Here is a 19,786-nt window from a genome sequence, read left to right as displayed (position 1 = left end):
GCGCAGACACGCATGGCGTGTCCCTACGGCGGATCGCGCGTTACCTGTAATAGTCGCTGCGGCCACCGGGTTGGCGCTTGAAGCGGCGGTGGATCCACAGGTACTGGTCGGGCGCCTCGCGCACCATCGCTTCAATGGCCTGGTTCACCCGCGCGGTATCTGCTTCCACATCCTCGCTGGGGAAGTTCTCCAGCGGCGCGCCGATCTTCAGGAAATACTTTCCGCCCTCGCGGCGATGGAAGTACGGTATCACCGCGCAGCCGGTCATCCGCGCCAGCTGGTGGGTGGCGGTGATGGTGGAGGCGGTGTGGCCGAAGAACGGCACGAACACGGTGTCCTTGCCGCGCATGTCCTGGTCCGGCGCGTACCACAGGAAGCCGCCCTTCTTCAGATGGCGAACGGTGGCGCGGATGTCTTCGTTGGCGTACATCGCCTTGGCATAACGCAGACGACCAGACTTCACTGCCCACTCGTAGACCGGGTTGCGGTGCTTGCGGTACATGCCCGACAGGTCCACGTGGTCGCACAGCAATCGGCCGCACATCTCCAGGGTCATGAAGTGGCCCGAGACCAGCAGCACGCCCCGGCCTGCGGCCTGCATCCGGTGCAGGTGTTCCAGACCTTCCACCTCTACCTTCGGGCGGATGCTGTCGATGCTGCCCCACCAGGCACGGGCGAACTCGAAGATGCCCACGCCCAACGCGTCGAAGCTGTCGCGCAGCAGGCGCTGGCGCCAGGCGTGGTCCTTCTCGGGGAAGCACAGCGTGAGGTTCACCTCGGCCGCACGGCGGCGGCTGCTGGCCAGGTGGTAGGCCACCGTGCCCACGCCCCTGCCGAGCGCGCGCTGCAGGCCCCAGGGCAGGCGGGCCACGGCGAAGGCGACCAGCATGAAAGCGAAGGTCGGCCAGTGGCGCGGGTTGCGCAGGGATGGCCGGGTGGCGGTGGAAGCATTGTCTGACATGCCCCGATTCTAAGTCATGCGCCTGTCGGGGTGCGTCAGCACCGGCCCTGCATGTCTTTCCCGCGGCTGCTCCCGTATCCTCTGCGCATGCGTAAAAGTCCCGTCGAATGGATCCTGCGCGGCCTGTATTCGGCCGTGCTGTACCTGTTGTTGCCGATCACCGTGTACCACCTGGTCTGGCGCGGTTTCCGGGTGCGCGAATACTTCCAGCGCTGGGACGAGCGCTACGCCTCCTACCCCGATTCCACCGCGCAGCCACGGGTCTGGCTGCACGCGGTGTCGGTGGGCGAGGTGAACGCGGCCGCGCCGCTGGTCAATGCGCTGCGCCAGCTGCGCCCGGACATCCGCTGGGTGATCACCACCATCACCCCCACCGGCTCGGAACGGGTGCGTTCGCTGTGGGGCGATGCGGTGGACCACGTGTACCTGCCCTACGACGTGCCCGGCAGCGTCGGTCGTTTCCTGGGCCATTTCAAGCCCAGCCTGGCGCTGATCCTGGAAACCGAGCTGTGGCCGAACCTGCTGTTCGGCTGCCGTGACCGCAGCATTCCGGTGTACATCCTCAATGCACGCCTGTCGGCGCGTTCGCTGCGCGGTTACCGCCTGCTGCGGCCGCTGATCGGGCGTACGCTGCGCACCGTCACCTGCGTGGCCGCGCAATCGGCCGACGATGCCGAGCGCTTCATCCAGCTCGGCGCACTGCCCGAACAGGTGCAGTCGCTGGGCAACCTGAAGTTCGACATCGCCACCCCCAACGTGCGCGAATTCACCGCCAACTTCCATGCGGCCGTGCCCGGCAGGCGCCCGGTGTGGATTGCCGCCAGCACGCACGAAGGCGAGGAACAGGCCACCATCGAACTGCACCGGCGCCTTCGCCAGGAGATTCCCGGTCTGTTGCTGCTGTGGGCGCCACGCCATCCCGAGCGCTTCCCGCGGGTGGAAGCGCTGGCGCGCGAGCAGGGCTGGAAAGTAAGCACGCGCCGCCAGCAGCAGTGGCCGCAGGCCGACAGCGACGTGTTCGTGATCGATACGCTGGGTGAGTTGATGGCGTTCTACGGCTGCGCGCAGGTCGCCTTCGTCGGTGGCAGCCTGCAGCCGATCGGCGGCCACAACCTGCTTGAGCCGGCGGCAATGGGCACCGCCACGGTCACCGGCCCGCACCTGCACAATTTTTCCGAAATATCCCGGCGCATGCGCGAAGCGGGTGCGGTGTTGATTGCCGATGACGTGCAGGGCGTGGGCGATGCGTTGTTGACGCTGCTGCGCGATCCGGAAGCGCGGGAAGACATGGCAAGCGCAGGATGTGCGTTGGTGAGCAACGGCCGAGGTGCGCTCAAGCGTACGGTGGAATTGATCGCCCCGAGATTGCCGCCGCCGTTGGGGTGACCGTGGGCCGGACAACGGCCGGCGTTACCGAAAGGCATCGCTGTAGGGACACGCCACGCGTGTCTGCGCGGTGCCGGCCGTACGTGGGACACGCATGGCGTGTCGCGAAAAAGCCACCGTTTCCGGTGGCTTTCAAGGTTTCGCGTTACACGACAATCAATTATTGACCGTGGTGCTCGGCGTCGCGGCCTGCTGGGTCAGCAGACGGTTGATGTCCTGAAGGTCGGCGATGTCCAGCGTGCCGATCGCCTGGCCCAACTGCAGGCGGTTCTGCAGGAAGGTGTACCGGGCGTTGGCGTAATCAAGCTGGGCCGAGAACAGGATGCGCTGGTTCTGGATCACGTCCAGCACGGTGCGGGTACCCACTTCCAGGCCGACCTGCGAGGCGTCATAGGCGCTCTGCGCGGAGACCACCGCCAGGCGGCGTGCTTCGACTTCGCTGATGCCGGCCACCAGGGTCTGGTAGGCGTTGCGGGTGTTGCGGTCCAGGGCGCGCTTCTGCTGTTCGTAACCGTCCTGGGCGATGTCGCGCTGTGCCAGGGCCTGGCGCACGCCGGACTGGGTGGCGCCGCCGGAGAAGATCGGCACGCTCAGGGTCAGGCCAATGCTGTTGGTGCGCTGGTCCGGGCTGAAGTTGGAGCCGCTGCCGACGACGTCGCCCCAGCTGGCCGAACGGCCTGCGGTGGCGCCCAGCGACAAGGTGGGCAGGTGGCCGGCACGGGCAGCCGATACGCTGGCTTCGGCCGCGCTGACCTGCAGTTCCTGCGCCTTCAACGCCGGGTTCTGCACCACCGCTTCGTTGACCAGCTGGTCAACCGTGGCGTACTTGGGCGGCAGTTCCGGGCGGAAGTCGGCCGGCAGTGCGCGCAGGTCGGTGACCGGCTGGCCGGTCAGTTCGGTCAGCGCCTGGTAGGCGTCGGCCAGGGTGTTCTGCGCGATGATGGTGTTGGCGCGGGCCTGGTCGTACTGGGCGCGCGCTTCATGCACGTCGGTGATCGGGGCCAGGCCCACTTCCAGGCGCTTGTCGGCGAAGTCGAACTGCTTCTTGGCCGCGGCTTCGTTGGTCTGCGCCGCCGACAGCGATTCGATGCCCACCAGCACGTTGAAGTACGCCGCCGAGCTGCGCACGATCAGGTCGTCATTGGCCGAATCCAGGGTGAAGTCCGCTGCCTTGCTCAGCTCGCGCTGCGCACGCAGGTTGGCGAACTGGGTGAAGTTGATCAGCGTCTGCGACGCGTTCAGGCCGTAGTTGCGGCTCTTGGTGGTGTACGAGGTCGAGCTGACGTCGTGGTTGGGCGTGGTGCGGTTCTGCGTGAACGAGGCTTCGCCGTTGATCTGTGGCAGCAGCGCGGCGCGGGCCTGCACGGCGCCTTCCTTGTCGAACAGGCGGGTCGATTCTGCTGCGGACAGCTGCGGATCGCCGTTGCGCGCCATTTCGTAGACCTGCAACAGGTCGGCGGCAGAGGCGGTCATCGGCAGCAGGGCGGCGGCCAGCGCAATAGCGAGGGATCGGCGGATCATTGCGGCTTCCTTGGACTCAGAGGTGGAACTGGGGTGCCGGCGCGGCACCGCGCAGGTAATCAATATCGGTTTCAAACAGCGATTCGTTGAGGCTGCCATCGGCGTTGACCAGCACCGCTTCCATCACCGGCGAACGGCCACGGATCACGAACAGGCGGCCACCGGGGCGCAGCCACTGGGTGAAGCGCGCCGGGAGGGTGTCCACCGCGCCGGTGACGCAGATGGCGTCGAAGCGGCGTTCGGTGTCCCAACTCAGCGCATCGGCAACTTCAATGCGCACATTGTTGCCCAATGCGGCGGCATCCAGGCGCGCACGCGCACCGTCGGCCAGTACCGGGTCGATTTCCAGGCTGAGCACTTCGCGTGCCAGCTCGCCCATGCAGGCACTGAGGAAGCCGCTGCCGGTGCCGATTTCCAGCACTTCGTCGCCCGGCTGCAGGTCCAGCGCCTGCAGGGTGCGGCCTTCGATGACCGGCTTCATCATCTTCTGGCCATTGCCCAGCGGCAGTTCAATGTCGGCATAGGCCAGGGCGCGGTTCGCTTCGGCGACGAACGCCTCGCGCGGCAAACGTGCCAGTACGTCGAGCACACGGATGTCCAGCACGTCCCAGGGACGGATCTGCTGTTCAACCATCAGTTCGCGGGCGTGGGCGTAATCGATCGTCATGAGGTTCTAATCCAGCGCAGTGGGCCGGCCATTTTACCGGTGCCGGGAGCCGGCGGCGCGCTGAGAGCATCGCTGCCGTCGCGCCGGGGTCGCAGTGCCGGAAGTCACCGCGACCTCCAGCCATTCATCTTGGTGTTACTGCCCGGGGCGGGTCGCGTATGCCCTCAGGAAGAAGGTCACGCTGGCCTCGACATGGGCGTCGGCGTCGCACTCGGCCGGGGCCGTTCGCAGCCCGCACATCATATGCGTATGCAGCTCGCCTTTGATGAGGGTGAAGAACTGCAGGGCGGCGGTCTGGAAGTCGGTGATCTCCAGTTCGCCACGTTCGGTGCGGGCACGCAGGAACTCAGCCAGGGCATCGCTGGTGCGTTGTGGGCCGGCCAGCCAGAACATCTCGCGGATCCGGTCGTCGGTATCGGGGGCCATCATCACCCGCTGCACGGCCACGGCGGCCGGCGAGGTGATCATGGCGAAGAACGCCCGGCCGATGCCCAGCAGCTGCTCGCGCAGGGCGCCGTCGGCGTCGGTGACGAACAGCGCATCGGGCAGCATTTCCACGCAGGTTGACTTCACAGCTTCGGCGAAAAGCGCCTCTTTGTCGCCGAAATGGCTATAAACGGTCAGCTTGGAAACGCCGGCCTGGGCCGCGATGCTGTCCATGCTGACGCCGCCATATCCCTGGTCCACGAACAATGCCTTGGCCGCGTCGAGGATGGCTGCACGCTTGCCCAGATCCTTCGGGCGGCCGGGTCCGGCCGCTTTGGCGGCGGGCTTGGGCGGCGCGGCGGAAGAAGTCGAATCAGTCATTCAAACAATACTAGACCAATCGGTTCGATATTTATACTATACCGGCTGGTTCACTATTAGCCGGGTTCCCCCCGGTACTTCAAGGTCCAGGACCTCATGAACAACTTGCGATGGATGGGCAGTGGCCTGCTGGCGTTAATGCTGGCAGCGTGTGGCAAACAGGATGCCGAGCCGGCCGCGCCGATTCCGGTGCTGGTGGTGCAGCCGGGCACGGTGAGCGGCCAGGAAGTGGCGGCGTATCCGGGCGAGGTGCATGCCCTCCAGGAAAGCCCGCTGTCGTTCCGCGTCGGTGGCAACCTGGTCAAGCGGCACGTCGATGCCGGCCAGCGCGTGCGCAAGGGTGACCTGTTGGCTGAACTGGACGCTGCCGATTTCGCCTCCCAGGCGAGCGCCTCCCAGGCGCAGCTGGCGGCGGCCGAAGCCGACCTCGTGCGTGCCCGCGATGACCAGAAGCGCTACGCCACGCTGGCCGAGCAGCAGCTGGTCAGCCAGTCCACCCTCGATGCACAGACCGCCGCCTACAAGGCCGCGCAGGGCCAGGCCAACGCCGCCCGCGCCAACCTGGCGGTGGCCCGCAACCAGACCGGCTACGCCCAGCTGCGCGCGCCGGCCGATGGCGTGATCGCCAGCCGCCAGGCCGAAGCCGGGCAGGTGGTAGGCGCCGGGCAGACGGTGTTCACCCTGGCCGCCGACGGTGGCCGCGAGGTGCTGATCGCGCTGCCGGAAAGCAACATCCGCGATTACCAGGTCGGCCAGGACGTGCAGGTGGAACTGTGGAACAAGCCGGGCCAGATGCTGCCGGGCACGATCCGCGAGATCGCGCCGGCTGCGGATGCGCAGGCGCGTACCTACGCCACCCGTGTGAGCCTGGCACCGGAAGCGGCGAGCGAAGTGGAACTGGGCCAGAGCGCGCGCGTGTTCGCCGCCGCCGGCCGCGCCGGCACCCTGCAGGTGCCGCTGGGGGCGGTGCTGCGCGGCGCCGATGGCACGGCCAGCGTGTGGGTGGTCAATCCTGCAAACGGCGCGATCAAGGCCACGCCGGTGACGGTGGGTGCCTATGGCCCCGACGCGGTGCCGGTGCTGTCCGGCGTTGCCGCGCAGGATTGGGTCGTTGCCGCGGGTGGGCACCTCCTGCGCGAAGGCCAGGCAGTCACCCCGGTTGATCGCCAGAACCGCCCGGTGCTGAAGCCGGCCGCTGCGGCCAAGGGGCACTGACCCCGTGCGCCGCTTCAATCTTTCCGAATGGGCGCTGGGCAACCGCGCGCTGGTGCTGTTTGCGATGCTGGCCTTCGCGATCATCGGCGCGTGGTCGTACAAGCACCTGGGCCAATCCGAGGACCCGCCGTTCACCTTCAAGGTGATGGTGGTACGCACGATGTGGCCGGGCGCCACCGCCGAGCAGGTCTCGCGGCAGGTCACCGAGCCGATCGAAAAAGCGCTGCTCAACACCGGGCAGTACGAGTTCATCCGCTCGTACTCGCGCCCCGGCGAATCGCAGGTGATCTTCGCGGCCAAGGACAGCCTGCGTTCCAAGGCGATCCCGGACCTGTGGTACCAGGTGCGCAAGCGCGTCGGCGACATCAAGCCGAACCTGCCGCGCGAGATCGTCGGCCCGTTCTTCAATGATGAGTTCGGCGACACCTTCGGCAACATCTATGCGCTGACCGGGCAGGGCTTCGACTACGCGGTGATGCGAGACTACGCCGACCGCATCCAGCTGGAACTGCAGCGCGTGCCGGACGTGGGCAAGATCGAGCTGGAAGGCCTGCAGGACGAAAAGGTCTGGATCGAGCTGTCCAACACCAAGCTGGCCACGCTGGGCGTGTCGTTGCAGCAGGTGCAGCAGGCGCTGGCAGACCAGAATGCGATTGCCGCCACCAGCTTCTTTGAAACCCCGACCGACCGCGTACAGCTGCGCGTGACCGGCCAGTTCCAGAGCGTGGACGACATCCGCCGCTTCCCGATCCAGGCCGGCGACCGCACCGTGCACCTGGGCGACATCGCCGAGGTCAAGCGTGGGTTTGCCGATCCGGCGTCGCCGAAGATGCGCTTCATGGGGGAAGACGCCATCGGCATCGCGGTGGCGATGAAGGACGGTGGCGACATCCTCAAGTTGGGCACCACCCTGGACGCCGAGTTCGAACGCCTGCAGAAGACGCTGCCGGCCGGGATGCAGCTGCGCAAGGTCTCCGACCAGCCGCATGCGGTGGAAGAATCGGTGGGCGAGTTCGTGCAGGTGCTCACCGAAGCGGTGGTGATCGTGCTGCTGGTCAGCTTCTTCTCGCTGGGGCTGCGCACCGGCCTGGTGGTGGGCGTGACCATTCCACTGGTGCTGGCGATGACCTTCTTCGTCATGCACTACTTCGACATCGGCCTGCACAAGATTTCGCTGGGTGCGCTGGTGCTGGCACTCGGCCTGCTGGTGGACGATGCGATCATCGCGGTGGAGATGATGGCCACCAAGATGGAGCAGGGCTACGACCGCCTGCGCGCGGCCAGCTTCGCCTGGGAATCGACCGCGTTCCCGATGCTGACCGGTACGCTGATCACGGCGGCCGGCTTCCTGCCGATCGCCACGGCGGCGTCGAGCACCGGTGAATACACCCGTTCGCTGTTCCAGGTGGTGACCATCGCGCTGGTGGTGTCGTGGATCGCCGCGGTGCTGTTCATCCCGTACCTGGGCGACAAGATGCTGCCGGACCTGTTCAATCCGCAGCGGCCCAGGCCGGGCAGCTTCGCCGCGCGCTGGCATGCGCGCCGGCTGGCCTGGGGCGACCGTTTCCCGGCGCTGTCGCGCTGGATCGTGCCCAAGCAGCATGCGCACGACCACGACCCGTACCAGCGCCCGTTCTACACCCGCTTCCGCCGTTTCCTGGACACCTGCCTGCGCCACCGCTGGTGGGTGATCGGCGCCACGGCGGCGCTGTTCGTGTTCTCGCTGCTGATCTTCCGCTTCGTGCCGCAGCAGTTCTTCCCGGATTCGACCCGGCCGGAGCTGATGGTGGACATCGAGCTGGCCGAAGGCGCATCGCTGGAGGCGACCAAGGCGCAGGCGGCGAAGCTGGAGAAGCTGCTGCATGGCCGCGAGGGCATCAGCAATTACGTGGCCTACGTGGGCACCGGTTCGCCGCGCTTCTACCTGCCGCTGGACCAGCAGTTGCCGGCCACCAACTTCTCGCAGTTCGTGGTGCTCACCGAGAATGCCGAAGCGCGTGAGGCCACGCGCGACTGGTTGATCAAGGAGGTGATTCCGCAGTTCACCGACGTGCAGATGCGCGTGACCCGCTTGGAGAACGGGCCGCCGGTGGGCTACCCGGTGCAGATGCGCATTTCCGGCGAGCACATCGAGCAGGTGCAGGCCATCGCCCGGCAGGTTCAGGCCAAGGTGCGCGAGAACCCGCACGTGATCAACGTCAACCTGGACTGGAGCGAGCCGAGCAAGGTGGTGCGGCTGGTGATCGACCAGGACCGCGCGCGTGCGCTGGGCGTGAGCAGTGCGCAGGTGAGCCAGCTGCTGGGCACCTCGCTGTCGGGCATGAGCGTGAGCACCTACCGCGAAGGCAACCGCCTGATCGAAATGCTGCTGCGCGGCCCGGAGAACGAGCGGGTACGGCTGGATATGCTGGGCAGCCTGGCCATTCCGACCGCCAGCGGCACGTCGGTGACGTTGTCGCAGGTTGCGCGGCTGGAGAATGTGTTCGAAGACGGCATCATCTGGCACCGCAACCGGTTGCCGACGGTGACCGTGCGTGCGGACATCGGTGACGGCAAGCAGCCACTGGATGTGATCCAGCAGATCCTGCCGACGCTGGATGGTATCCGCGCAGAGCTGCCGTCGGGCTACCTGCTGGAGACCGGCGGCACGGTGGAAGATTCGGCGCGCGGGCAGGATTCGATCAAGGCCGGCATGCCGCTGTTCCTGATCGTGGTGGCCACGTTGCTGATGCTGCAGCTGCGCAGCTTTTCGCGCGCGGCGATGGTGCTGGTGACCGCGCCGCTGGGCATCATCGGTGCCACGTTGTTCCTGCTGTTGTTCCGCGCGCCGTTCGGGTTCGTGGCGCTGCTGGGCACGATCGCATTGGCAGGCATGATCATGCGCAACTCGGTGATCCTGATCGACCAGATCCAGCAGGACATCGATGCCGGCCATGACCGCTGGCACGCGATCATCGACGCGACCGTGCGGCGTTTCCGCCCGATCGTGCTCACTGCGCTGGCGGCGGTGCTGGCGATGATCCCGCTGTCGCGCAGCGCGTTCTACGGCTCGATGGCGATCTCGATCATGGGCGGGTTGATTGTCGGTACCGTGCTGACCCTGGTGTTCCTGCCGGCGTTGTATGCGGCGTGGTTCCGGGTGAGGCCGGACGAAGCGGAATGAAACTACGCCGACGGCGCCGCAACTGCGGCGCCGTTGAATCGCCTGGATCCCCGGCGCTGCAGACGCGGGGGTAGGGTCGGTTCCCAAACGACCGCCGACGCAGGTGGTCGGTGCTTTGACGCATGGACCCTTTCGGGGACGCGCTCTTCGTTTGGGGTCATGCGTTACCGGGCGTTGCGCGGTTACGTGCGGTCGTTTGGGAACCGACCCTACCGGGCCGGTGTCCCGTTACACGCTACACGACACGCGTGCGGCGCCCGACTTACGCCAACCGCGCCAGCACCGCGTCGGTGGCCTGCGTGGTGCTGACCGCCTGGCCCTTTGCCGCCAGATCGGCGGTGAACACGCCATCATCCAACGCGGCATGTACGGCGGCTTCCACGGCTGCCGCTTCGGCTTCCAACCCCAACGAATGCCGCAGCAGCATCGCCGCGCTGAAGATCGTGGCGTACGGGTTGGCGATGCCCTTGCCGGCGATATCCGGTGCCGAGCCGTGGATCGGCTCGTAGATGCCCACCGCGCCCGGTTCACCCAGCGACGCAGACGGCAGCAGGCCCAGCGAACCGGCCAGCATCGACGCCTCGTCGGTGAGGATGTCGCCGAACATGTTCTCGGTCACGATCACGTCGTACTCGCGTGGCTTGGCCAGCAGGTGCATGGCCATTGAATCCACCAGCTGGTGCTCCAGCGCGATCGCCGGGAATTCCTCGCGGCCGATCCGCGCGGCCACGTCGCGCCACAGGCGCGAGGTCTCCAGCACGTTGGCCTTGTCCACCGAGGTGACCTTGCCGCGGCGCTGCTGCGCCAGCCGGAACGCGCTGCGCATCACCCGCTCGATTTCAGCCACGCTGTAGCTGCACAGGTCGCTGGCGGCGTCGGCGGTGCGGGTCTTCTCACCGAAGTAGATGCCGCCGGTGAGCTCGCGCACCACGACGAAGTCCACGCCTTCAAGCAGCTCGGCCTTGATCGGCGAGGCGCCCAGGGCGGCCGGATGGGTGCGCACCGGGCGCAGATTGGCATACAGCCCCAAGGCCTTGCGGATCGCCAGCAGGCCCTGCTCGGGACGCACCTTGGCGTTGGGGTTGGACCACTTGGGCCCGCCCACTGCGCCCAGCAGGATCGCCTTGGCCTGCCGGCAGGCATCCAGCGTGGCGGCGGGCAGCGGCTCGCCGTGGCGGTCGATGGCGATGCCGCCGATATCGTGCTCGCTGAAACGGAAGGTGTGGCCAAAACGCCCGGCAACCGCGCCAAGCACCGCAACAGCGGCAGCGGCAACTTCGGGACCGATGCCATCACCGGGCAATACGACAATCTCAGCGTGCATGTTCACTCTCGTAACGTTCGATATCGGGGGCGCGGCCCAACAGGTATCCCAGCTGGTCCACGCCTTCGAGCAGGCAGGTCTGCGAGAACCCGTCCAGCGGGAAAGCATAAACGCGGCCATCGGGCGTGCGCAGTTCGCGCGCGGCGATGTCGATGGTCAGTTCGTCGTCAGGCCGCTGCATCAGGGTCTGCACGTCGGCTTCGTCCAGCACGATCGGCAACAAGCCGTTCTTCAGCGAATTGCCACGGAAGATGTCGGCGATTTCACTGCTGACGATCGCGCGCAGGCCCAGGTCGGCCAGCGCCCACGGTGCATGCTCGCGTGACGAGCCGCAGCCGAAGTTGCGGCCGGCCAGCAGGATGCCGCGCCCGGCGTTGTGTGGCTGGTTGAACGCGAAGCCCGGGTTCGGGGTGCCGTCGGCCTGCCAGCGCCAGTCGTTGAAGGCGTGCTTGCCCAGCCCGGCGCGTTCGGTGGTGGACAGGAACCGCGCCGGAATGATCTGGTCGGTGTCGATGTTGGTCTCGCGCAGCACCACGCTGGTCGAGGCCAGGGTACGGAAGCCGCTCATCAGGCCACCTCCTGGCTGGCATACAGTTCACGCGGGTCGGCTACCCGGCCATTCACTGCCGCCCACGCCGCGGTGATCGGCGAAGCGAGCAGGGTGCGCGAACCCGGGCCCTGGCGACCTTCGAAGTTGCGGTTGCTGGTGCTCACCGCCAGCTGCCCGGGCGCGACCAGGTCGCCGTTCATGGCGATGCACATCGAGCAGCCCGGCTCGCGCCATTCGGCCCCGGCGGCGCGCACGATGGCGTCGATGCCTTCGGCCTCGGCCTGGCGCTTGACGATTTCCGACCCCGGCACGACCAGCATGCGCACGCCGGTGGCGACGCGCCGGCCCTGCAGCACGTGCGCCACTTCCCGCATGTCGCTGAGGCGGCCGTTGGTGCACGAGCCGACGAACACCACGTCCACCGGCGTGCCGACCAGGGTCTGCCCGGCGTGGAAGTGCATGTAGTCCAGGCCCTTCTGGTCGGCGGCATCGTTGGCCGCCGGGATCGGCGCGTCCACGGCGATGGCCGTGCCCGGGTGGGTACCCCAGGTCAGGGTCGGGCGGATGTCGGCGGCGTCGATGTGGACCTCCACGTCGAAGCGGGCGCCGGCATCGCTGCGCAGCTGCGACCACTGCGCCACGGCCGCGTCGAACTCCGCGCCTTTGGGGCCGCGCGGGGTGTTGGCCACCCAGTCGAAGGTGACCTGGTCCGGCGCGACCATGCCGGCGCGCGCGCCGGCTTCAATCGACATGTTGCACAGGGTCATGCGCTGTTCCATGTCCATCGCGGTGATCGCGCTGCCACGGAACTCCAGCACATGGCCGGTACCGCCATTCACGCCGATCACGCCGATGATGTGCAGCACCACGTCCTTGGCGCCCACGCCCGGCGCCAACGCGCCGTCGACGGTGATCGCCATGGTCTTCGCCTTGCGCTGCAGCAGGCACTGGGTGGCCAGCACGTGGCCGATCTCGCTGGTGCCGATGCCGAACGCCAGCGCACCAAAAGCGCCGTGGGTGGAGGTGTGGCTGTCGCCGCACACAATGGTCATGCCGGGCTGGGTGAAGCCCTGTTCCGGCGCGATCACATGCACGATGCCGCGGTTGGCCGACTGCAGGTCGAACAGCTCGATGCCGTACCCGGTGCAGTTGCGCGCCAGCATCGCCACCTGCGCCTCGGAGGCGGCGCTGGCATACGGCAGCCTGCCGTCGGCACCGGCCGGCAGGGTCGGGGTGGAATGATCCATCGTGGCCTTGGTCCGGTCCGGGCGGCGCGGCGACAGGCCGCGCTCGCGCAGTTCGGTGAAGGCCTGCGGCGAGGTCACTTCGTGGATCAGGTGCAGGTCGATGTACAGCACGGCGGGCGCGCTGTCCGATTCGGGCACGACCACGTGGGCGTCCCACAGTTTGTCGTACAGGGTGCGGGGAGCTGGGTTCATGGAATGGCCTTGCGGTGGTTCATGTGACGATAGGTGGGTTCGGTTCTGTCAGGAAGTGCGCAGCCGCGCATCGAAGCGCAGGCGCACGTAATCGGCGGTCCACTGGCCGTGCGCATCGCGCTGGGTCGGCGACAGCAGGGCCACGGTGTCGTCGAGCACGCGCTGGCGCTGGCTGGCATCCAGCCCGGCCAGGAACGGCGACGCGAAGGTGCGCAGCCAGCCCTGCATGCCGGTGGGCAGTACGGTCGGGCGCGCCAGGCATTCGATGTGGCGTACCTGGAAGCCGTGCGCGCGCAGGCGGTCGGCGTACTCGTCTTCACTCGGGAAGTACCACGGGAACGCCGGCACCGCATGGCCGTTGCTGCACAGGGCGGCCTGCAGCGCGCTGGTGATCGTGGCGACGTTGCCCTGGCCACCCATCTCGGCCACGAAACGGCCGCCAGGGCGCAGCGCACGGCGCACGCCGTCGACCACCTTGTCCGGTTCGCGCATCCAGTGCAGCGCGGCGTTGCTGAACACCGCATCGAAGCGGCGCTCGAAGGTCATCGCCTGGGCATCCATCAGCTGAGCGTCGATGCCGCGTGCGCGCGCGCCGCCGATCAGCTCGGGCGAGCTGTCCACGCCGGTCACGTGCGCACCGCTGAGTGCCAGGTCGAAGCTGAGCACGCCATCGCCGCAGCCCAGGTCGAGGATCCGCTCGCCGCGCTGCGGGTCGAGCAGGCGTGCCACCGCACCGCCGAGCACCGGCACGAAGCCGGCATCGATGGCGTAGTCGTGTGCGTTCCAGGTCTGGGACGGGTCAGCGGTATTCAAGCTGTCGAAGGCGCTCATGGCGTGTTCCTCAGGCGGCCGCGGTCGCTACGGGGTGTTCGGCGCTGGCCTGGCGCTGGCGCAGCAGGCGATTGGCCACGTCCAGCCAGGCCAGCGCCGAGGCTTCGATGATGTCGCGGCTGGTGCCGGTGCCTTCGTACTCCACGTCGTCATGGCGCACGCTCAGGTTGGCTTCGCCGCGCGCGTCGGCACCGATGCCCACGCTGTGCACGTGGTAGCTGTCCAGCATCAGCTGCACGCCGGTGGCGGCAGCCAGGGCACCGAACAGCGCGTCCACCGGGCCATCGCCCTGCGCGGTTTCGGCCACGCGGTTGCCGTCCGGGTCGGACAGCTCGACCAGCGCGTTGGCCCGGCTGCCCACGTCGCTGATGGTCATCGACGCCAGGCGGTAGCCATTCTGGGTGGAGCTGCCCTGCATCAATACCTGCAGGTCGGCATCGGTCACCACGCGCTGCTGCTCGCACAGGGTCTTGAACTGCTCGAACACCAGCTTCAGCTCTTCTTCCTCCAGCCAGAAGCCCAGCGCACGCAGGCGCGCCTCGACCGCCGCACGGCCGCTGTGGCGGCCCAGCACCATCTGCGAGTTCTCCCAGCCCACGTCTTCCGGGCGCATGATCTCGTAGGTGCCGCGGTGGCGCAGCATGCCGTGCTGGTGAATGCCCGACTCGTGCGCGAAGGCGTTGGCGCCCACGATCGCCTTGTTGCGCTGGACCGGCATGCCGACCAGGCGCTGCAGCAGCTGCGAGGTGGAGACGATGCGCGGGGTGTTGATCCGGGTGTCTTCCTCATAGAAGGCGTTGCGCACCTTCAGCACCATGGCCAGCTCTTCCAGCGAGCAGTTGCCGGCGCGCTCGCCGATGCCGTTGATGGTGCATTCCACCTGGCGTGCACCGCCCTCGATGGCCGCCAGCGAGTTGGCCACGGCCAGGCCCAGGTCGTTGTGGCAGTGCGTGCTGAAGATGATGCGGTCGCTGTCGGGCACACCGGCAATGACCCGCTGGAACATGCCGCGGATCTCTTCCGGGGTGGTGAACCCGACCGTGTCGGGCAGGTTGATGGTGCTGGCACCGGCGGCGACGGCCACGCGGGCCACGTCGATCAGGAAGTCTTCCTCGGTACGGGTGGCATCTTCGGCCGAGAACTCCACGTCGTCGATGTAGCTGCGTGCCAGGCTCACATGCTTGTGTACCGATTCCAGCACCTGCTCGCGGCTCATGCGCAGCTTGTGCTCGCGGTGCAGCGGGCTGGTGGACAGGAACACATGCAGGCGCGCGTTGGCGGCTGCGTCCAGCGCCTTGGCCGAGGTTTCGATGTCGGCGGCCAGGCAGCGCGACAGCACCGCCAGGGTCGGGCGGCGTACTTCCCGGCCGATCATCGCCATGGCGTCGCGGTCGGACTGCGAGCTGGCCGGGAAGCCGGTTTCGATGACGTCCACGCCCAGCTCGTCGAGTGCGCGTGCCATCACCAGCTTCTGCTGCGGGCTCATGCTGCAGCCGGGCGATTGCTCGCCGTCGCGCAGGGTGGTATCGAAAATTCGAATTCGGGGGGAGTTGGGCATGGTCACCAGGAGGTCTCCTCGACGGCAAGGTCGGATGGCAAGGCAGGGGAAGGAAGGGCGATGGAATTCGGGGGTGGCGCGAGCACGGTCGGTAGCGGTGGCCGTGTTCGCTCGCTGGCGCGGCGGCGCGGTTTGCGCGGCGGGCGCGGGCGGATGTCGGAGAGCAGCTGCGCCAGCACCATCGCGTCGATGTTGCCGCCAGATACCACCGCGCACTTGCGCCTGCCGGCCACGCGGCGGCCGGCGGCCAGCGCCAGCGCGCCGGCGCCTTCGGCGATGATGTGTTCCTCCAGCGCCAGCCGGACCAGGGTTTCACGCAGCTCGGCTTCGCGCACGATCACCACGTCATCCAGCAGCGCGCTGCACAGGCGGCGGGTGAGCGTGCCGGGAATCTTTACTTTCACGCCGTCGGCCAGGGTGGCCACCGGCGCGATTTCGCGCACATCGCCGCGGATCGCGCGGGCCATGGAATCCACGCCCTCGACCTGCGCGCCGACGATGCGCACGCCCTGCGACTTGAGTGCCAGCGCCACGCCGGAGGCGAGCCCGCCGCCGCCGATCGGCACGATCACCACGTCTGGTGCGTGCGCGGCCAGCTCGATGCCCAGCGTGCCCTGGCCGGCGATCACGTCCGGATCGTCGAATGCCGACAGGAAGCGGTAGCCATGCTGGTCAGCCAGGGCGCGTGCGAAGGCGTACGCCTCGTCATAACTGGTGCCATGCTGGCGCACGGTAGCGCCCCAATGTGCGACGCCGGCGATCTTGGTCGCCGGGGCACCGTGCGGCATCACGGTGATGGCCGGGATATCCAGCCGGTAGGCCGACCACGCCACGCCCTGGGCGTGGTTGCCGGCCGAGGCGCAGATCACCGGACGGTCATCGCCGCGCTCGCGACCGGCCAGCAGCGCGTTCAATGCACCGCGCACCTTGTACGACCCGGTGCGCTGCAGGTTCTCCAGCTTCAGCCAGGTGCCGAACCGCTCCGCATAATGCAGTGGCGTGGGCGGCAGGAACCGGCGCAGCCGCGCCTGCGCGGCCAGCACGTCGGCGACACTTACATCGCCTACCTCCGATTCCTGCGGGGCACGGCTAGCCGGCATGACCGCTCCGGTGAACGACCGTTGGCCGTAGAGCCACGCCGCGCCCCATGACCAGCGGGCGCCTGTGCGATGAACGCATCGCCATGCGCGCGGAACCCGCCGCAAGGACGGAACGTGATTCACGCGTGGCTGCGCGGAAATGACCCATGCGGCTGCATGTCGGCGACCGGCCTTGAAGAAGACCCCTCCGTACCGGCACCGAAACCACGGCGCGGGCGTTCATACAGTGACTCCACTACCCGGTTCCAGCGCACTGATGCGCACCGAAACACAGTCGTAGATCTTTTCGATCTGGCGGCACAGCGTCTCCGGCGGACGGGTGCTGTCCACCACCAGCTGCAGGTGCCAGCGACCGTCGTCGGCCGCATTCGGCGCACCCACGATCGCGCGCGGCGCAAAGCCACGGCGTTCGGCCATGCCGATCACGCGCAGCAGCGCGCCTTCGGCCGGAACCAGCACCAGGTCAAGCCGGTATTGCATGGGGGAACTCCTGGGGCTGATGGGCAGGGTTGCTTTCCAGCATGGTGCTGTTGGCATTGTTGGGCGGCACCAGCGGCCACACGTTGGCACGCGCGTCGATGGCCACGTGCAGCAGCGCCGGGCCGGGTTCGGCCAGCAGCGCGGCCAGGCCGCCTTCAACGTCGTCGCGGGCGTCGATGCGGGTAGCCGGAATGCCGAACACCTTGGCCAGTGCAGCGAAGTCCGGGTTGTCGGACAGGTCGATCTCGCTGTAACGCTCGGCGAAGAACAGTTCCTGCCACTGTCGGACCATGCCCAGCGAGCTGTTGTCCAGCAGCACGATCTTCACCGGCAGGCGGCAGCGGGCGATGGTGGCCAGCTCCTGCACGTTCATCATGAAGCTGCCGTCGCCGGAGACCAGTACCACGGTGCGGTCGGGGCAGGCGAACTGCGCGCCCATCGCCGCCGGCAGGCCGAAGCCCATGGTGCCCAGTGCACCGCTGGTCAGGTGGTTGCGCGGGTGGTTGAAGCGGCAGTGTTGGGCTACCCACATCTGGTGCTGGCCGACATCGCAGGCAATGATCGCGTCGGCCGGAGCCACTTCGCTCAGGCGTTTCAACAGCGCCGGGGCGTAGATATGCGCGCCCGGTGCGTCGTAGCGGGCGGCAAAACGCTCGCGGTGCCCGGCACAGCGCCTGCGCCATGCTTCCTGCGACGCGGGTGCGCCGGCCACGGCCGCGGTCAGCGCACGCAGTGCGGCGCCGACATTGCCCGGCACCGCCACATCGGCGGTACGCAGCTTGGAGATCTCATAGGCATCGGCGTCGATGTGGATGACGCGGGCGAACGGCGCGAATTCGTTCAACTTGCCGGTGGCGCGGTCGTCGAAACGTGCGCCGACCACCACCAGCAGGTCGCTTTCCTGCACGGCCATGTTCGCCGCGCGGGTGCCGTGCATGCCCAGCATGCCCAGGTAGTGCGGGTGCTGTGCCGGCAACCCACCCAGGCCACGCAGGGTCAGTACGGTGGGAATGGCGGTGGCGTCGACGAAGGCGCGGAAGTCTTCCACCGCATCGCCCAGGGCCACGCCGCCACCGGCGTAGACCACCGGCTTTTCAGCGGCCTGGATCGCGGCGATGGCGTCGGCCAGGGCCGCGTCAGCCGGGGCAACCGGCGGGTTGACCGTCTCCGGCACATGCACCGGCAGGTGGTTGGCGTCGGCGACCTGCACATCCTTGGGCAGGTCGATCAGCACCGGGCCGGGGCGGCCTTCGCGCGCGATCCGGAAGGCTTCGCGGACCACGCGCGGCAGATCGTCGACCGAGCGCACCAGCCAGCTGTGCTTGACGATCGGCAGGGTCAGCCCGAACACGTCCAGTTCCTGGAACGCGTCGGTGCCCAGCAGCGGCGTGGCGACCTGGCCGGTGATGCAGACCATCGGCACCGAATCCAGCATCGCATCGGCGATGCCGGTGACCAGGTTGGAGGCGCCCGGGCCGGAGGTGGCTACGCAAACACCCACCCGTCCGCTGGCGCGGGCATAGCCGTTGGCGGCCAATGCGGCGCCCTGTTCGTGGCGCACCAGGATGTGCTTGAGCCCCGAATCCACCAGGGCGTCGTAGAAGGGCATGATGGTGCCGCCCGGATAGCCGAACAGCGTATCGACGCCCTCGGCTTCCAGGGCCTGCGTCAACCAGCGTGCGCCGTTGCGGGGCGCGGTGCTGTGTGCGGAGGTGTTCATGCGGTGACCTTTGACAAAGCGGTGGGGGAGCCGCGCGGTTACGCGGCTTGACCTTGCAACCAGACCATCTTGGCGCGCAGTTCCTTGCCTACCTTCTCGATCGGGTGTTCCAGGTCGGCCTGCTTGAACCTGTTGTAGTTCGGCAGGCCCGCTTCGTATTCGGCCACCCAGTTCTTGGTGAACGTGCCGTCCTGGATGTCGGCCAGCACCGCCTTCATGCGCTCCTTGGTGCCGGCGTCGATCACCCGCGGGCCGCTCACGTAATCGCCGTACTGCGCGGTTTCGGAGATGAACTCCAGCATGCGGGTGATGCCGCCTTCGTAGAACAGGTCCACGATCAGCTTCAGTTCGTGCAGCACTTCGTAATAGGCGATTTCCGGCTGGTAGCCGGCTTCCACCAGCGTTTCGAAACCGGCCTGGACCAGTGCCGAGGCGCCGCCGCACAGCACCGCCTGCTCACCGAACAGGTCGGTCTCGGTTTCTTCCTTGAACGTGGTCTGGATCAGGTTGGCGCGCGCCCCGCCCAGGCCGGCGGCGTAGGCCAGCGCGTACTCGGCGGCCTTGCCGCTGCGGTCCTGGTAGACCGCCCAGATGCACGGCACGCCACGGCCGATTTCATATTCGCGGCGGACCAGCGCGCCCGGGCCCTTCGGCGCGACCAGCACCACGTCCAGGTCATCGCGCGGGGCGATCATGTTGAAGTGCACGTTCAACCCGTGGGCGAACAGCAGCACCGCGCCCTGTTTCATGTTCGGCGCCAGCACGTCTTCGTAGAGCTTCTTCTGCACCATGTCCGGGGTCAGCACGGCAACCAGGTCGGCGTCCTTCACGGCCTCGGCGGGCGCCTTGACGGTGAAGCCGTCGGCCTGTGCCTTGACCTCGGTCGGGCCACCCGGACGCAGGCCGATGACCACGTCGAAGCCGGATTCACGCAGGTTGAGGGCGTGGGCGCGGCCCTGGCTGCCGTAGCCGACAACAGCGATCTTGATCTGGGGCAGGTCGTTGGTGCTCATGGGGGAGGTCCTTTGGAGGGAAAGCGGAGGGTTCTGAAACGAAAAAACCCG

General features: G+C 67.7%; 16 protein-coding genes. 3 read left to right on the top strand and 13 right to left on the bottom strand.

The window, feature by feature from the left end; genetic code table 11:
- Positions 1-40: 40 nt before the first annotated feature.
- Positions 41-961 carry an LpxL/LpxP family Kdo(2)-lipid IV(A) lauroyl/palmitoleoyl acyltransferase gene (locus tag J7J08_RS04470; RefSeq protein ID WP_214901894.1) on the bottom strand — a complete coding sequence of 307 codons (921 nt, stop codon included), beginning with the start codon at positions 959-961 and terminating at the stop codon, positions 41-43.
- A gap of 87 nt (positions 962-1,048) precedes the next feature.
- On the opposite strand from J7J08_RS04470, the gene waaA reads away from it, so the two are divergent.
- A complete protein-coding gene (waaA, locus tag J7J08_RS04465) occupies positions 1,049-2,347 on the top strand; it encodes a lipid IV(A) 3-deoxy-D-manno-octulosonic acid transferase (RefSeq protein ID WP_214901891.1) in 1,299 nt (432 codons plus the stop codon).
- Between the two features lie 156 nt (positions 2,348-2,503).
- On the opposite strand, the gene J7J08_RS04460 is transcribed toward waaA, so the two are convergent.
- The 3 genes from J7J08_RS04460 to J7J08_RS04450 form a co-directional block, all read right to left on the bottom strand.
- Positions 2,504-3,868, bottom strand: coding sequence for a TolC family outer membrane protein (locus J7J08_RS04460; protein ID WP_214901887.1), 1,365 nt, complete (start codon positions 3,866-3,868; stop codon positions 2,504-2,506).
- 16 nt (positions 3,869-3,884) lie between these two features.
- A complete protein-coding gene (locus J7J08_RS04455; RefSeq protein ID WP_214901884.1) occupies positions 3,885-4,535 on the bottom strand; it encodes a protein-L-isoaspartate O-methyltransferase in 651 nt (216 codons plus the stop codon).
- A 135-nt stretch (positions 4,536-4,670) separates the two neighbouring features.
- Positions 4,671-5,342: a TetR/AcrR family transcriptional regulator gene (locus J7J08_RS04450; protein ID WP_214901881.1), complete on the bottom strand. Its 672-nt coding sequence runs from the start codon at positions 5,340-5,342 to the stop codon at positions 4,671-4,673.
- 96 nt (positions 5,343-5,438) lie between these two features.
- On the opposite strand from J7J08_RS04450, the gene J7J08_RS04445 reads away from it, so the two are divergent.
- Both J7J08_RS04445 and J7J08_RS04440 read left to right on the top strand, forming a co-directional pair.
- Complete coding sequence (locus J7J08_RS04445; RefSeq protein ID WP_214901879.1) at positions 5,439-6,557, top strand: efflux RND transporter periplasmic adaptor subunit; 1,119 nt, start codon at positions 5,439-5,441, stop codon at positions 6,555-6,557.
- A gap of 4 nt (positions 6,558-6,561) precedes the next feature.
- Entirely contained in the window at positions 6,562-9,720 is a 3,159-nt protein-coding gene (locus J7J08_RS04440) for an efflux RND transporter permease subunit (protein ID WP_214901876.1), read from the top strand.
- Between the two features lie 262 nt (positions 9,721-9,982).
- Here the strand turns inward: J7J08_RS04440 and leuB are convergent, their stop codons facing one another.
- The 9 genes from leuB to ilvC all read right to left on the bottom strand — a co-directional run bounded on the left by leuB (position 9,983) and on the right by ilvC (position 19,735).
- On the bottom strand, positions 9,983-11,044 hold the full coding sequence (gene leuB, locus J7J08_RS04435) for a 3-isopropylmalate dehydrogenase (RefSeq protein ID WP_214901873.1): 1,062 nt from the start codon (positions 11,042-11,044) through the stop codon (positions 9,983-9,985).
- Positions 11,034-11,612 carry a 3-isopropylmalate dehydratase small subunit gene (leuD, locus tag J7J08_RS04430; protein ID WP_214901870.1) on the bottom strand — a complete coding sequence of 193 codons (579 nt, stop codon included), beginning with the start codon at positions 11,610-11,612 and terminating at the stop codon, positions 11,034-11,036. Before leuD ends, leuB begins: the two co-directional genes overlap by 11 nt.
- Complete coding sequence (gene leuC / locus J7J08_RS04425; protein WP_214901868.1) at positions 11,612-13,033, bottom strand: 3-isopropylmalate dehydratase large subunit; 1,422 nt, start codon at positions 13,031-13,033, stop codon at positions 11,612-11,614. The genes leuD and leuC overlap by 1 nt, the downstream gene beginning before the upstream one ends.
- A 48-nt stretch (positions 13,034-13,081) precedes the next feature.
- The gene (locus tag J7J08_RS04420; RefSeq protein WP_214901866.1) at positions 13,082-13,864 is read right to left on the bottom strand and encodes a class I SAM-dependent methyltransferase; all 783 of its coding nucleotides are present in this window, start codon (positions 13,862-13,864) and stop codon (positions 13,082-13,084) included.
- Positions 13,865-13,874: 10 nt separating this feature from the next.
- Positions 13,875-15,422 (bottom strand): 2-isopropylmalate synthase, encoded by a 1,548-nt coding sequence (locus tag J7J08_RS04415; protein WP_214901863.1) that lies wholly within the window; start codon positions 15,420-15,422, stop codon positions 13,875-13,877.
- A gap of 2 nt (positions 15,423-15,424) precedes the next feature.
- Complete coding sequence (locus J7J08_RS04410) at positions 15,425-16,522, bottom strand: threonine dehydratase (protein ID WP_214901861.1); 1,098 nt, start codon at positions 16,520-16,522, stop codon at positions 15,425-15,427.
- Between the two features lie 219 nt (positions 16,523-16,741).
- The gene (locus J7J08_RS04405; protein ID WP_214901859.1) at positions 16,742-17,002 is read right to left on the bottom strand and encodes an ACT domain-containing protein; all 261 of its coding nucleotides are present in this window, start codon (positions 17,000-17,002) and stop codon (positions 16,742-16,744) included.
- Positions 16,986-18,722 carry an acetolactate synthase 2 catalytic subunit gene (ilvG, locus tag J7J08_RS04400; protein WP_214901857.1) on the bottom strand — a complete coding sequence of 579 codons (1,737 nt, stop codon included), beginning with the start codon at positions 18,720-18,722 and terminating at the stop codon, positions 16,986-16,988. The genes J7J08_RS04405 and ilvG overlap by 17 nt, the downstream gene beginning before the upstream one ends.
- 38 nt (positions 18,723-18,760) lie before the next feature.
- Positions 18,761-19,735 carry a ketol-acid reductoisomerase gene (ilvC, locus tag J7J08_RS04395; protein WP_214901855.1) on the bottom strand — a complete coding sequence of 325 codons (975 nt, stop codon included), beginning with the start codon at positions 19,733-19,735 and terminating at the stop codon, positions 18,761-18,763.
- Between the last annotated feature and the right edge of the window lie 51 nt (positions 19,736-19,786).

Source organism: Stenotrophomonas sp. ISL-67 (assembly GCF_018612915.1).
Classification (GTDB): Bacteria; Pseudomonadota; Gammaproteobacteria; order Xanthomonadales; family Xanthomonadaceae; genus Stenotrophomonas.
The sequence above is the reverse complement of the archived record's forward strand: the minus strand, read 5'-3'. Positions and strand labels throughout refer to the sequence as shown.

Bases quoted from the DNA above. Each gene is read 5' to 3' on its own strand.
- J7J08_RS04470 (WP_214901894.1), bottom strand. From the start codon at position 961: ATGTCAGACAATGCTTCCACCGCCACCCGGCCATCCCTGCGCAACCCG.
- waaA (WP_214901891.1), top strand. From the start codon at position 1,049: ATGCGTAAAAGTCCCGTCGAATGGATCCTGCGCGGCCTGTATTCGGCC.
- J7J08_RS04460 (WP_214901887.1), bottom strand. From the start codon at position 3,868: ATGATCCGCCGATCCCTCGCTATTGCGCTGGCCGCCGCCCTGCTGCCG.
- J7J08_RS04455 (WP_214901884.1), bottom strand. From the start codon at position 4,535: ATGACGATCGATTACGCCCACGCCCGCGAACTGATGGTTGAACAGCAG.
- J7J08_RS04450 (WP_214901881.1), bottom strand. From the start codon at position 5,342: ATGACTGATTCGACTTCTTCCGCCGCGCCGCCCAAGCCCGCCGCCAAA.
- J7J08_RS04445 (WP_214901879.1), top strand. From the start codon at position 5,439: ATGAACAACTTGCGATGGATGGGCAGTGGCCTGCTGGCGTTAATGCTG.
- leuB (WP_214901873.1), bottom strand. From the start codon at position 11,044: ATGCACGCTGAGATTGTCGTATTGCCCGGTGATGGCATCGGTCCCGAA.
- leuD (WP_214901870.1), bottom strand. From the start codon at position 11,612: ATGAGCGGCTTCCGTACCCTGGCCTCGACCAGCGTGGTGCTGCGCGAG.
- leuC (WP_214901868.1), bottom strand. From the start codon at position 13,033: ATGAACCCAGCTCCCCGCACCCTGTACGACAAACTGTGGGACGCCCAC.
- J7J08_RS04420 (WP_214901866.1), bottom strand. From the start codon at position 13,864: ATGAGCGCCTTCGACAGCTTGAATACCGCTGACCCGTCCCAGACCTGG.
- J7J08_RS04415 (WP_214901863.1), bottom strand. From the start codon at position 15,422: ATGCCCAACTCCCCCCGAATTCGAATTTTCGATACCACCCTGCGCGAC.
- J7J08_RS04410 (WP_214901861.1), bottom strand. From the start codon at position 16,522: ATGCCGGCTAGCCGTGCCCCGCAGGAATCGGAGGTAGGCGATGTAAGT.
- J7J08_RS04405 (WP_214901859.1), bottom strand. From the start codon at position 17,002: ATGCAATACCGGCTTGACCTGGTGCTGGTTCCGGCCGAAGGCGCGCTG.
- ilvG (WP_214901857.1), bottom strand. From the start codon at position 18,722: ATGAACACCTCCGCACACAGCACCGCGCCCCGCAACGGCGCACGCTGG.
- ilvC (WP_214901855.1), bottom strand. From the start codon at position 19,735: ATGAGCACCAACGACCTGCCCCAGATCAAGATCGCTGTTGTCGGCTAC.